Annotated in this window: 10 protein-coding genes and 1 pseudogene; 5 read left to right on the top strand and 6 right to left on the bottom strand. The window is 41.6% G+C overall.

Annotation, left to right across the window (positions count from 1 at the left end):
- Positions 1 to 12: 12 nt before the first annotated feature.
- Together nagB and nagA are read right to left on the bottom strand one after the other, a co-directional pair.
- Entirely contained in the window at positions 13 to 747 is a 735-nt protein-coding gene (nagB, locus tag J7J00_RS02965; protein WP_214787355.1) for a glucosamine-6-phosphate deaminase, read from the bottom strand.
- Positions 747 to 1925: an N-acetylglucosamine-6-phosphate deacetylase gene (gene nagA, locus J7J00_RS02960; RefSeq protein ID WP_214787353.1), complete on the bottom strand. Its 1179-nt coding sequence runs from the start codon at positions 1923 to 1925 to the stop codon at positions 747 to 749. Before nagA ends, nagB begins: the two co-directional genes overlap by 1 nt.
- A 310-nt stretch (positions 1926 to 2235) precedes the next feature.
- On the opposite strand from nagA, the gene nagE reads away from it, so the two are divergent.
- Complete coding sequence (nagE, locus tag J7J00_RS02955; RefSeq protein WP_214787352.1) at positions 2236 to 4146, top strand: N-acetylglucosamine-specific PTS transporter subunit IIBC; 1911 nt, start codon at positions 2236 to 2238, stop codon at positions 4144 to 4146.
- A 42-nt stretch (positions 4147 to 4188) separates the two neighbouring features.
- Here nagE and J7J00_RS02950 read toward each other — a convergent pair.
- Both J7J00_RS02950 and J7J00_RS02945 read right to left on the bottom strand, forming a co-directional pair.
- Positions 4189 to 4985: pseudogene (locus tag J7J00_RS02950) on the bottom strand (ABC transporter ATP-binding protein).
- Positions 4986 to 5313: 328 nt separating this feature from the next.
- Entirely contained in the window at positions 5314 to 7047 is a 1734-nt protein-coding gene (locus J7J00_RS02945; RefSeq protein ID WP_214787350.1) for an AAA family ATPase, read from the bottom strand.
- A 252-nt stretch (positions 7048 to 7299) separates the two neighbouring features.
- On the opposite strand from J7J00_RS02945, the gene def reads away from it, so the two are divergent.
- Positions 7300 to 7878 (top strand): peptide deformylase, encoded by a 579-nt coding sequence (def, locus tag J7J00_RS02940; protein ID WP_214787347.1) that lies wholly within the window; start codon positions 7300 to 7302, stop codon positions 7876 to 7878.
- Between the two features lie 41 nt (positions 7879 to 7919).
- On the opposite strand, the gene J7J00_RS02935 is transcribed toward def, so the two are convergent.
- Together J7J00_RS02935 and J7J00_RS02930 are read right to left on the bottom strand one after the other, a co-directional pair.
- Complete coding sequence (locus J7J00_RS02935) at positions 7920 to 8621, bottom strand: SGNH/GDSL hydrolase family protein (protein WP_214787345.1); 702 nt, start codon at positions 8619 to 8621, stop codon at positions 7920 to 7922.
- A 129-nt stretch (positions 8622 to 8750) separates the two neighbouring features.
- Positions 8751 to 10265 carry an MDR family MFS transporter gene (locus J7J00_RS02930; RefSeq protein WP_214787343.1) on the bottom strand — a complete coding sequence of 505 codons (1515 nt, stop codon included), beginning with the start codon at positions 10263 to 10265 and terminating at the stop codon, positions 8751 to 8753.
- A 129-nt stretch (positions 10266 to 10394) separates the two neighbouring features.
- Between J7J00_RS02930 and J7J00_RS02925 the strand changes: the two genes are divergently transcribed.
- From J7J00_RS02925 to efeB, 3 genes are all read left to right on the top strand, one after another.
- Complete coding sequence (locus J7J00_RS02925) at positions 10395 to 10874, top strand: MarR family winged helix-turn-helix transcriptional regulator (RefSeq protein WP_214787341.1); 480 nt, start codon at positions 10395 to 10397, stop codon at positions 10872 to 10874.
- A 188-nt stretch (positions 10875 to 11062) separates the two neighbouring features.
- Complete coding sequence (gene efeO, locus J7J00_RS02920; protein ID WP_214787339.1) at positions 11063 to 11908, top strand: iron uptake system protein EfeO; 846 nt, start codon at positions 11063 to 11065, stop codon at positions 11906 to 11908.
- A complete protein-coding gene (gene efeB, locus J7J00_RS02915; RefSeq protein WP_214787337.1) occupies positions 11909 to 13195 on the top strand; it encodes an iron uptake transporter deferrochelatase/peroxidase subunit in 1287 nt (428 codons plus the stop codon).
- Positions 13196 to 13215 lie beyond the last annotated feature (20 nt).

Raw genomic sequence — 13215 nt, 5'->3', positions numbered from 1 at the left:
ACTTTCGCTCCTTTAGGGTATTATCACTCCGGATAACGCTTTTTGGTCTGCGATAATTGTAACACTAGTATGTTTTTTTAGGATAGATGCAGGGAATTCCTCGGAAATGTCACCGTGTATCAATTTCTTCAAGGTTTCGGCTTTTTCTTCACCAGATATCAGCAGCAGAATTCCTTTGCTTTTCATGATTGTTGAAATGCCCATCGTAACGGCATGTGTAGGAACTTCGTCTATGGAATCGAAATAACGTGCATTCGCTTGGCGCGTTGAATCTTCAAGTGTCACGACATGTGTACCCGATGTGAATGAAGTTCCAGGTTCATTAAAACCAATATGGCCATTTTGCCCAATACCAAGGATCTGAAGATCGATCCCTCCCAAGGAATCAATCATTTCGTCATACCGCTTACATTCCCCGTTGGTATCATCGGCCGTGCCATTTGGCAGGTGAGTACGCTCTTTATTTATATTGATGTGAGTGAATAAGGAGTCATTCATATAATAATGGTAACTGTTTGAATCATTTGGTTTTAAGCCGATATACTCATCAAGATTAAAAGATGTTACATTTTCATAAGAAGTATGATTATTCACGTGATCTTCAATCAAATTATCATACATTCCTTTTGGGGTGCCGCCTGTAGCAAGGCCCAATTTGATATTTGGATTCCCTTTGACTTTTCCAATCACTATTTCTGCAGCTGTCCGGCTCATTTCCATGTAGTCCTGCACCTGTATGATATTCATTATACATTCTCCTTTTTAAAAGCTAAATTTCCTCTGCAGAACGTCATTTCAACGTCCAAGCGGTCATTCAATATTACAAGATCGGCGTCTTTGCCGACCTGGATGCTTCCTTTTGTGTCAAAAATCCGAAGCTGTTTAGCAGGGTTTTCTGCCGTCATTTTTATAATGTCAGTCATGGAACAATCGGTATATTCCAATGTGTTCTTGATGGCATCGTTCATTTTCAATATACTGCCAGCTAGTGTACCGTCTGAAAGCGTTGCTTTCGTTTCGTTTACATACACAGGCTGACCACCTAAATCATAGGTTCCTTTTTCAAGCCATTTGGCACGAAGCGAGTCCGTTATCAAAATCATGCGTTCACTGGTAATTTGGTTAAATGCCAACTTCACCATTTCCGGCCTGCAGTGAATGCCGTCAGCAATAAGTTCAACATATAGCTCGTCTCGAAGATATGCAGCTCCCAAAACACCAGGTTCGCGGTGATGGAGTCCCCGCATCCCATTATAAAGATGTGTAACGTGGGTAGTGCCTGCCTGGATTGCTTCATCTATTTGGTCATATGTTGCATCTGAATGTCCAATGGAGGCGACGACGCCAGTTCCCCTTAAGTGGGCGGCTAGATCTAATCCATTTGGTTGTTCAGGAGCAAGCGTTACAAGCTTGATTTGATTTTCGGCCATTTCCTGCCACTTTTTAAATAGAGTGACATCAGGATCAACGATATAATCCTCAGGCTGGGCTCCTTTACGGGCTGGTGAAATGAAAGGGCCTTCTAAATGAATCCCAACTATTTCAGCGTATTCTTGAGTTTGATTTTCGATATATTTACCAGCATTAAGAAGGGCCGATTCAATGGCTTCGGTAGATTGAGTCATTGTAGTGGCCAGAAAGCTGGTGGTTCCTTCTTTGGGAAGAGTCTTTGCCATTGTGGATAATGCTTCATGTGTGGCATCCATTGCATCGGAATTGGATGCCCCGTGAATATGAATGTCGATGGCACCGGGAATTACCTGATAATCCGGTGAAAGAGTAATTACCTTGGCATCATCGTCCTGTTTGTATTGGCTGACTGGACCAACCTCGGCAATTTTTCCATCCACGACTTTAATATACCCATTTTTGTATGTTTCCTTTTCGCCATGAACTATTAGATCATTAATAATGAATGTTTTCATACATAATCTCCTTTATGAAAGTAAAACTTATGAATGAGTCATGAAATGGTCTCATATATTTTGCCCTCATTTTATCGCTTTTATTAAAAGTTGTCTAGACCAGTTGGGTAGTATAAGGAATAAAAAAGATATTATTGCTTTATTTGCGAAGAATATAGTATATTTTCAAGTAAATTGGTATAGACATCTATATATTTTCTGTGCTAGTATAAGCCAAAGAAATGTTATTATATTGATAAAATGAAAACGCTTTATACTTCTTGTCATGCAGAAGAATCTATAGAAGTTAGGAACAAGGGAGATGAGTTCGATGTTGAATTTTTTACAAAAGATTGGTAAAGCTCTTATGCTACCAATTGCTGTTTTACCGGCAGCGGCTATATTGCTTCGCTTAGGCCAACCGGATTTACTTGATATAGCATTTATGGCGGCTGCGGGAAAAGCGATCTTTGATAACCTTGCCATATTGTTCGCATTAGGTATTGCAATAGGATTATCTAAAGACGGTAGCGGTGCAGCGGCATTAGCTGGTCTTGTTGGTTACTTTGTTTTAACGAATGGAACACAAGCGATTAATAAAGATATCGATATGGCTGTTTTAGGCGGTATTATATCGGGTATAGTTGCAGCTCTTCTATATAATAGATACTCCGACATAAGACTCCCTGAATGGCTTGGATTCTTTTCAGGGAAACGATTCGTCCCAATCATCACTTCGCTGGCGATGATTATACTTGCGGGAATATTCGGTTTTGTTTGGCCGCCGATTCAAGATGTAATCAATAGTGTTGGAGACTGGATTACAGGTGCCGGGGCATTGGGTGCCGGAGTATTCGGCGTATTGAATCGCTTATTGCTTCCAGTAGGATTGCATCATGTTTTGAATAGTATGGTTTGGTTCGTTTTTGGTGAATACAATGGAGCGACAGGTGATATAAATCGTTTCTTCGCAGGGGACCCGACTGCTGGGCCATTCATGACCGGTTTTTTCCCGATCATGATGTTCGGCCTTCCAGCTGCAGCATTAGCGATGATTGCAGCTGCTAAAAAAGAGAAACGTAAATTGGTGACAGGGATGCTTGTTGGGTTAGCTTTCACTTCTTTCCTAACAGGAATCACTGAACCGATTGAATTTCTGTTCATGTTCATCGCGCCGGTGTTATATGTAATTCATGCCCTTTTAACCGGGGTCTCCATGGCACTAGCTGTTATATTGGATATCCATCATGGGTTTGGATTCTCCGCAGGGGCTATTGATTATTTCTTAAACTTTGGTATAGCGCAAAAACCGCTATGGTTAATACCGATTGGCTTAGTATACGCAGCAGTTTACTTCGTGATTTTCTATTTTGTTATCAAAATCATGGATTTAAAAACACCTGGCCGTGAAGACGATGAAGAAGTTGTGGAAGAAGAAACTATTGTTAAAACAGGGGATAAATATACCGATATGGGATCGCTTTTCATTCAAGATCTTGGCGGTATAGAGAACATAATGCTAATTGATAACTGTGCAACGCGCTTGCGTTTACAAGTGGCTGATTCAGGAAATGTGAATGAAGCAGCCTTAAAAAGGCATGGTGCGCGCGGTGTTATGAAGTTGAATAAATCGAGTGTGCAGGTCATTGTTGGAACGAATGTTGAATTCGTTGCAAATGCAATGAAACAACTTGTCAAGAATGGCGTCGATCCAAGCAAAGTGAAAACAAGTCCAGCTGCACAAGTGGCAGAGGATAAAATGGAAGAAAACCAAGCTTTAGGTGCAAATGACTTTGTCCTTCCAATTGAAGGGACCGTTTTACCGATCGAACAAGTTCCCGATCAAGTGTTTGCCATGAAAATGATGGGGGATGGCTTTGCTATCGAGCCAGTCAACGGAAAACTAGTATCCCCAATTGATGGGGAAGTTCTAAGTATATTCCCGACAAATCATGCACTGGGATTGAAAATGGATAATGGTCTGGAAATCCTGATCCATGTTGGCTTAGATACAGTTAAATTAAATGGCGAAGGGTTTACAGCTCTTGTGCAAGAAGGTCAAAGAATAACAAAAGGAACACCTCTTTTGGAAATTGACTTAGATTTCATAAAACGGAATGCACCATCAACGGTCACTCCTATTATATTCACTAACTTACCAGAAGGAACGGCAGTGAAATTGCAAAAGCCAGGGATCCAGAAACAAAATACACCAGATATCATCCAGTTGGAAAAACTATAAAACGTGTCAAAAAAAAGGTGTCGACTTGTCGACACCCTTTTTTTAATTGGATGAAATGGCTTCTCTGTATACTTCTTGCTGTGATAAATTGTCATAACCAAAACAAACGGGTGCCCCATTGGCAGGATCTATCATCACCCTTGAATGAATACGAAAGACTTCTTCTAAAACGGCAGGTGATATGATTTCGCCTAGGGTTCCGATTTTAACGATTTCTCCTTCCTTCATCGTTATGATTTCATGTGAAAAACGAGACGCATGGTTGATATCATGCAGTACCATCACGATGGTTTTTTTCTGTTCCCTGTTAAGTCTCTCAACAATTGTAAAACCTCAGTTGATGGGCATATCAAGGTAGGTAGTAGGTTCATCCAGTAATAAAATCTCCGTTTGCTGTGCTAAAGCCATTGCTAGCCAAACTTTTTGTCTTTGACCACCGGAAAGGTTTGCGATCTCCCGGTTTCGAAATGAAAGGGTTTTTGTGATATCCATGGCCCATTCAATCGTTTCTTTACATTATTGCGGTGCGGATACCTTCCATATGAAATAAGTTCCTCTACCTTCAATTGGGCTGGTGCAACCGGGTTTTGGGGAAGTAATGCCAAGTGCTTGGCAATCTGTTTGGTATGGATCTTATGTAATTCCTGACCTTGTAAATAAACGCTTCCGCTCTTTTGCTTTAGAATACGGCCTATTGTTTTCAGTAATCTGGATTTACCACATCCATTCGGACCAATGATGGTCGTGACCAGCCCCTCCTTTATTTCCAAATTCAAGTCTTTGAATACCGTGAATCTCTCGTAATTCGTTTCCAGATTTTCCATACGGAGAATACTCACTTATCATCGCTCCTTCTATGCTTTTGCCTTAATTAATAAATAGAAGAGAATGAAATTGGTTCAATAGAGACACTGGTCAATATTGCCGGAGTGTAATGGGAAGAAGTACAAACCAAGAAAGGCAAATAGCAAATATTGTTCTTTGGATTGCAGCAACAAGGGGAGGAAAAACTGTAAAAGATCATATCGTGTTGACTAGTATGAGGGATTTCCATCTGGTTAATTCATTTCTTTGTCTTGAGTCCATATATGATAAAAAAAGAGCCTGTTCGATTGGAAACAGGCTCTAAATATAACATTAGGTCTTAAGACTCAGCGGAAAAGAGCATTAAGCATTCGAGCATATGCCGGTTATTTCTGAAGCATCAACGATACGCTGAACTTCTGATCCTTCAAGTGTCTCTTTTTTCAATAACTCTTCAACGATCTCTTCATATTGTAAGCGATTCGAGTCAATCAACATTTCCGTTTCAGAAATCGCTTTCGTGAATAATTCCTGCATCTTTTGCTCCTTCTCACCTTTATTAAAGGTGAGGGTAAATCCATCTTGAAGCATTCCGGTATCGACCATTTGTTCAAGCAGATGCTTCGCCTGTTGTACATCTCCGCCTACACCGATGCTATGTTCTCCTAAATACATTCTTTCCGCCACGCCACCTGCTAAGATCATTTTGACTTGATCAAGCAATTCACTGGCTGTTGCCAGATGGAGTTCTTTTGGTATTGGCGCTACATATCCAAGGGCTTCCCCACGCGGAATGATGGTCGCCTTTCGAATGGAACCGGGCTTTGTCAAAGCTGCAATCAGGGCATGTCCACTTTCATGAATGGCCACACGCCGCTTCGTATCCGCATCATTCAAGGTACGTGATGTCGCTCCAAGTATCGTACGGTCAATGGCGTAATCTAGATCCTGTTTACGAATCATATCCTGTTCATTCCTCAAGGCATGTCGTGAGGCAGTATCGAACAGGGAGCTTAAGTCAGCGCCGGAGAAACCGGATGTACTTTCAGCCAACTCATCCAGGGAAGCCAGGACATCTGTCGCTAGACGTTTTCCCTTCGTATGGATATCGATGATTTCCTTTCTTCCCTGTGTATCTGGAAGTGGAACTTGGAAAGAAAAATCAATCCTGCCCGGACGTAGAAATGCCTCATCGAGCATATCTTTCCGGTTGGTCGCTGCAATGAATAAAATGCCTTCATTTGGATGGCCTCCATCCAATTGCACAAGCAGTTCAGTTAACGTTTTTTCGCCTTCTTCCCCGCCATGAGCTTTCCTTTTACCAGCCAACGCGTCCACTTCATCGATGAAAATGACAGCTGGCGATTGCTTACGTGCATTTTGGAAAAGGCTGCGGACACGGGCTGCACCGACTCCAACAAACATTTCGTTGAAGGCTGAACCGCTCGTTGAGAAGAAGTTTGCACCAAGCTCTTTTGCAATTGCCTGTGCAAGCAAAGTTTTCCCCGTTCCAGGGGGGCCATATAATAAAATGCCTTGAGGCGGCTTAATTCCAATTTTAGCTGAACGTTCAGGTTCCTTCAGTGTAGTGAGTGTCTGTAGGATTTCCTGTTTGATTTCGGATTGCAACCCGCCTACATCATCCAAAGTTATCTCTGGCAAGGGCTTTGGGGTGGAAAGGCTTTGTTTTTTACTGCCTATCCGCAATCCATTCTGTGATCTTTTCTGTATAATGACACCGGTTGTGACGAGAGCCGCCATTAAACCGCCTAAAATCCATAATGCTGATTTATTAGTTGATGAAAAAGAATATTGAACGTTATAAGTTTCGACAAGTTTATTGATCATTTGGCTGTTGGGAGGAATATTGGAAACATATTCTCCATCTGGCGTGGAGATGTGAAGAGTGCCATTTCTTTTTTCTTCAATGGTGACAAGGGCTCCATTTTGGGCTTTAATCGTCTTTTCTACCGAAGAAAAGGGAATGACCATATCCTTTGACTGAGTAACAACATACCAACTGACTCCAGCAATTATCACAATGAGAGCCGTAAGGAACGGCAGCAATTTCGAAACTAATTTAGAGTTCGAGTTCAATTTTTCATCTCCTTTAAGAGTATATATCCAGTATAAAATTTTTAAACATGTAATCTATAGGTCTTTATACCTTAAAATAAAGGTAAATAATGTGAAATGCAATAAATAATGTTTATTTATATGAAAGTTTAAAGAGTCCGGAATTTAGAAATATTTAATCTAACCAGCATATTAGACTTTTTAAAAGCGAAATGCTAAAGTGAAATGGTCTAAGTCATGAAAAAATAAAATGGTAGAAGAGTGTGAAGTTCTATGAGTAAATTTATAAAAGACTATATGATTACGATGAAGGATATCGTTAGAGAAGGGGATCCCATTCTGCGTCAGGTAACGGATAAAGTTAGCCTGCCGATTTCGGATGAAGATCGTGAAACGTTGGAATGCATGATGCAATACCTGAAAAATAGTCAGGATCCAAAACTCCAAAAGAAGTTCAACTTGCGTGAAGGAGTTGGGTTGTCTGCAAATCAGATAGGCTTGAATAAACGCATGTTCGTCATGTATTTTCCCGACGAAAAGGGGAAGCTGTTTGAATATGCCCTTGTGAATCCGAAAATCATCAGTCATTCGGCCACAATGATCTATTTACCGCAAAGTGAAGGCTGCCTTTCTGTCGACCGTGATATTAAAGGCTATGTACCGCGTTATGAACGGGTTAAAATTAAAGCGGTGGATGGTAATGGTGAGGAAATAGAGATGCGGCTGAAGGGCTTTGCTGCAATCGTTTTTCAACATGAGTTAGATCATTTAAACGGGACGATGTTTTATGACCGGATCAACACCGAAAACCCTTTCAAGCTTCCGGAAAACGTGGAAGTGAAAAGTCTTTAAGGAAAAAAAGGCAAAGCGCCATGCTTTGCCTTTTTACCGTTTTATGGCTGAGGAATCATATCCTCTTCCATATGCTTTTGCAAATCACTGAATATGGCCATGCTCATTTGCTGATACCCTTCTGAAGTGAGGTGGATGCCATCATCGCTAATCAAGCGACCCAAATCGCCGGAGGATTTAATATAGGAACGGACATCGATCAATGGCACCTTTAGTTCCGCTGCAAGGTGTTTCAATTGGCGATTATACATCCCATGCCAATGTTCAATACCGCCGACATGGGAAACGAAATGCCCGATCGAATGACCGAACTTATCAGCGATGGATCTGTAATACCTGGCAGGGTCAAGTGGCGGGAGAGTTAAAAGGAATGGTGTTACATGCTTGTCCTGAATCTGCTTGACAAGTTGTGTGATATTATCCAGGTAGCGTTCGATTGGAACGATGGGCTCATGGTCACCTTCTGGATTCTTGGCTACTTCATCCCAATGGAAGTTACAGTCGTTTCCACCGACCTCTATTAATACGATATCGGGATTTTCCGACATGACGTCTTTCTCGATCCGGCTAACCAACAGGTCGGAGTTGTCATTGAAAACCCCTTTATTCAAGACTTCCACGAATGGCAAAGATTCTGTTAGCTTAGCTAAAGAGTTCGGATAATTTTCTTTAATGATGCGAAGGCGCCCCTTAACATAAGAAATGCCTCTTGTTAAACTGTCACCAAAACATACGATCTTCAAACTTCTCACCTCGGTATGTGAATGTGTTACTTATATTTTAGTTGTGGAATGATTTTTCGGCAATCTTCACCTCTCATTATAGAAGGAAGATGAAATAACAAAAAGCGCTGGAATTTCAGCGCTTTTTGTTTATTGCAATGATTCCTTTTTTGAAGGTGTTTCCACTCTTGTTTTTCCCATGAAGAAAACAGTGATTGCAGCAAGACCGATCGGAATGAGAGCCAAGGTGAATATCAATGATATCGAATCGGACATCGCATGAACGATTTTATCCAGGATAAAGTCCGGAATCTCGGCACGTGCATCCGATTGGAAGAGCTGACGTGGGTCCTCCATCAATCCGGCTGTATCCGGGCCTCCTTGCATTCCCTTAAATGCATCCGTCATTTTACTTTGGAATACATTGGTCTGAATCGCTCCATAAATCGTTACACCGAGTGTCATCCCAAATGAACGGAGGAATGAGTTTGTTGAGTTGGCCGACCCCCTGAATCTAGGTTCCAAGTTGTGAATGGACGCAATAGGCAAAAGGGAGAAAGAAAAGCCCATGCCAAATCCAGTCAGAATCATGTACAAAGTTAATAAAGTCCTGCTGGTATCAGGGGTGATGGTCCCTAATAGAAGCATTCCTGCAAAATAACAGATGACGGAAATCGTCATTAAGTTGCGAAAGCTTGTCTTTGTATTGAATATCCCGCCAACTGCACTGCCGAATACTGAACCAAGCATCATGGGAGTGAGAATCAAGCCGGCATTTGTCGCGGAACCACCGTAAACTGCCTGCACGAAAATCGGAATATAGACGGTTAAAATAATGAATGTGCCGCCATAAAGAATGGCTAGAATTTGAGAAGTGGCAAATAATCGCCTTTTAAACAGCCATAATGAAATGATTGGATCTTTTGCTCTTTTTTCGAAAAAGAAAAATGAAACGAAGAAAACCACAAAACTGGCAAACAGGCCTATGATAGGAGAGGAACTCCAGCCATACTCCCCGCCCAGTTCGAGAGCGAACATTAAGCTGATAACGGCAATGACGAGAGTTGCTGCGCCACCCCAATCAATTTTTTGCTCCTGGGTGTTGGGTGACTCCTTGTAATAATTCCAGATGAAAAATAAAGAAATGATCCCAATCGGAACATTGACGTAGAAAATCCAATGCCAGCTGGAGTATTCAGTAATATAAGCGCCTAAAAGTGGTCCCAATACGCTTGAGGCCCCAAATACAGCGCCGAAAAGGCCAGTTAATTTCCCGCGTTTTTCCGGTGGGAAAATATCAAAAATGATTGTAAAGGCTATAGGCATCAAAGCGCCTCCGCCTATCCCTTGGATTGCACGGAAGATACTTAACTGCACTATGCTCTGAGCCATGCCACATAATGCGGAACCGACCAAAAAGACTATAAGTCCAAAAATAAAAAACCGCTTTCTTCCATACATGTCGGAAAGCTTACCGAAAATCGGCATACTTGCCATCGTGGCGACCATATAGGCAGATGTCACCCATACAAACTTATCAAATCCGCCTAAATCAGAAACGATCGTTCCCATTGCAGTTGCAACAATCGTATTATCCATTGCTGACATCAAGATACCCAATAGTAAACCGGCAACAATGAATTTTTGTTTTTTTTGATTGTTCATTTATTTTCCTCCTTCAAATCAACCAGCTAATGAATTTCCTTTACATGGTTGAAGGGTAAACGTTAAGATGAAACAAAATATTTATCTTGAAAATCAAGATAAATTTAAGTGTAAAAGGGGTGGCATTTTATGTCAAGCGATAATGGGTTGAATGCAACTCTGTTAGAGAGTTTAACACACAGATTGCAGCGGTATGGAATGAGGTCCGTTTTATTTCAACAAAACATGGCCCAGAAAATAGGGGTGTCCCATACGGACTTAAAGAGTGCTGAAATATTGAATGAAACAGGACCGATTACCGCCGGTGAATTATCCAAAATTACAGGATTGAGTACGGGATCGGTTACGGCACTGATCAATCGCCTTGAGAAATCCGGTTATGTTAAAAGGGAACGAGATCAATTGGATGGAAGAAGGGTAATGATTGCACCGATACCCGAAAGACAGGAACAGATTAAATCGCACTATCAATCGCTCTCTACGGCAACCAAGGAGTTATGTTCCGCTTATAATGAGCAAGAGCTAATGTTAATCGATAAATTTATTGAGGATATAACAAAAATCATGGACAAAGAAAATGACAAATTAATGTGTGAGCGTGAAAGGTAGCAGATTGTATAGGCTGCCTTTTTTATCTTTAGCCAGCCGGTGGCTTATCATACGAAAGGAAAAGGGATAAAGTTGAATATTTTGGAAGAGAATGAACAATGTTTTGTTTCCATTAAAATATATATTGATAATGAATTTCATTATCTGCTAATATGAATCTACAAAACATTTCAAAGGGAGAATACAATATGAAGAAAGCAAAGGCGTCATTAGCAGTCTTACTATCAACCAGTCTATTATTTGGCTGTGCGCAGGAAAAGGAAGGAACTAAACCGGCAGATGATAAGGCCAAAGAAGTGAGTGCGAGTAAGCTTGATGGTGTATCTAGCGAGTACCGGGAATATGCCATTGGTGAAATAGAAGAGTTCGTAAACGCAACGGAAGAATTCACTACGGCCGTATCTGCCGGTGATATTGAAAAGGCGAAGGAATTATACGCACCAGCACGGATGCATTATGAAAGAGCGGAACCCATCGCTGAAGTCTTTGGCGATCTTGATCCCAAAATCGATGCGCGTAAAGGGGATGTCAAAGATGAAGAATGGGGCGGTTACCATAGGATTGAAATGGGGTTATGGCAAGAAAATACAACGAAAGGATACGAAAAGTATGCAGATCAATTAATGAGTGATGTCAATTTGCTTCGTGCCAAAGTTGAGACGGTTGAGGTAACACCCGATTTGTTGATCACGGGTGCGGTGGATTTATTGAATGAAGTTTCCACGAGTAAAGTGACAGGAGAAGAGGACCGATACTCCCATACCGATTTATATGATTTCGTGGCTAATGTTGAAGGTGCAGAGAAGATCTATGAACTGCTTACTCCAGCTCTAAAAGAAAAGGATGCGAAGCTTGCTGGGGAAATCCAAAAACGTTTTGACGATGTATACGGCTTGCTTGAAAAGCATAAGGAAGGGAATGGCTACATCTCATATACGGATTTAAAGGAATCTGAAGTCAAAGAGTTAAGTCAAGCAATTGATGCATTGGCTGAACCACTTTCTCAAATAGGTATTGTAACGGAGGAATCTTAATTGAAAGAACATACGCCGAAAGATGAAACCGGACTTTTTACAAAAAAGGTGAGTCGTCGAAACATGTTGAAAACGGCAGGAGTGGGTGGAATCGGAGTCGTGATAGGAGCATCTGGATTTGGTGGGCTGCTTACACTTTCTGAACAAAAGGCGAAGGGACAAACTAAGGATATTGTTCCTTTTTATGGAGCGCACCAAGCTGGTATCACCACTGAAGCGCAAGATAACCTTTACTTCGCATCATTGGAAGTAACCACGGATAAAAGGTCAGAATTAATCCAGTTATTTAAGGATTGGACAGAGGCTGCGGCTCAGATGACAGCGGGGAATTTGATTGGTGATACATCACTTAATACGAATATGCCCCCAAAGGATACAGGGGAAGCGAAAGAATTATCACCTTCCAATTTAACGATCACTTTTGGAGTGGGTCCGACCCTGTTTTCGAAGGATGGCAAAGATCGATTTGGTTTGAAATCAAAAAGACCTGCTGAATTAAAGGACCTGCCCCAATTCCCTTTAGATGCTTTAGAAGAAGAATGGAGCGGTGGGGATATCTGTATTCAAGCATGTGCAGATGATCTTCAAGTGGCTTTCCATGCCGTCCGGAACTTAGTGAGGATCGGCAGAGGGAAAGCGATCATTCATTGGGCACAAACAGGTTTTCAACGGACTAAGCAAGCCGATTTACAAAAAACGACACCGCGGAACTTATTCGGGTTTAAGGATGGGACTGTCAATCCGGATACGAATGATAATAATGAGATGAATGAGCATGTTTGGGTGAAGGGTGAGGACGGTCCTGACTGGCTTGTTGGAGGCAGTTATATGGTGGTGCGACGAATCCAGATGTACATTGAAGTTTGGGATCGGACTATATTGAAAGAACAAGAAAAGACGTTTGGCCGTCATCGCGACAGTGGAGCCCCACTAGGAATGAAAAATGAGTTCGATACCGTGGATCTTGAAGCTAAAGATCCAAATGGAAATCGGATCATTCCAGAAGATTCACATATGAGTCTCTCCAGGGGGGACGGAAAAGCAAAGATATTGCGGCGTCCGTATTCATATGCAGATGGAATGGATCCTAAAACAGGGAGCTTCAATGCAGGCTTGCTATTCATTTGTTTTCAGCGAAACCCAAGTAAACAATTCATACCCATACAAGAGCGACTGGCGAAAAATGATAAGCTCAACGAATATATCGTTCACAGGGGCAGTGCCATGTTCGCTTGTTTACCAGGTGTGAAAAAGGGTGGCTATATCGGGGATTCCCTTTTTGGGTAAATATAATTTCAAATGAGGAC

The organism is Bacillus sp. ISL-4, from assembly GCF_018613275.1.
Classification (GTDB): Bacteria; Bacillota; Bacilli; order Bacillales; family DSM-1321; genus Peribacillus; species Peribacillus simplex_E.
Note: the sequence above shows the minus strand (reverse complement) of the source record. Positions and strands in the feature narration are given on the sequence as shown.

Bases quoted from the DNA above. Each gene is read 5' to 3' on its own strand.
- J7J00_RS02925 (WP_214787341.1), top strand. From the start codon at position 10,395: ATGTCAAGCGATAATGGGTTGAATGCAACTCTGTTAGAGAGTTTAACA.
- def (WP_214787347.1), top strand. From the start codon at position 7,300: ATGAGTAAATTTATAAAAGACTATATGATTACGATGAAGGATATCGTT.
- J7J00_RS02930 (WP_214787343.1), bottom strand. From the start codon at position 10,265: ATGAACAATCAAAAAAAACAAAAATTCATTGTTGCCGGTTTACTATTG.
- nagB (WP_214787355.1), bottom strand. From the start codon at position 747: ATGAATATCATACAGGTGCAGGACTACATGGAAATGAGCCGGACAGCT.
- nagA (WP_214787353.1), bottom strand. From the start codon at position 1,925: ATGAAAACATTCATTATTAATGATCTAATAGTTCATGGCGAAAAGGAA.
- nagE (WP_214787352.1), top strand. From the start codon at position 2,236: ATGTTGAATTTTTTACAAAAGATTGGTAAAGCTCTTATGCTACCAATT.
- efeO (WP_214787339.1), top strand. From the start codon at position 11,063: ATGAAGAAAGCAAAGGCGTCATTAGCAGTCTTACTATCAACCAGTCTA.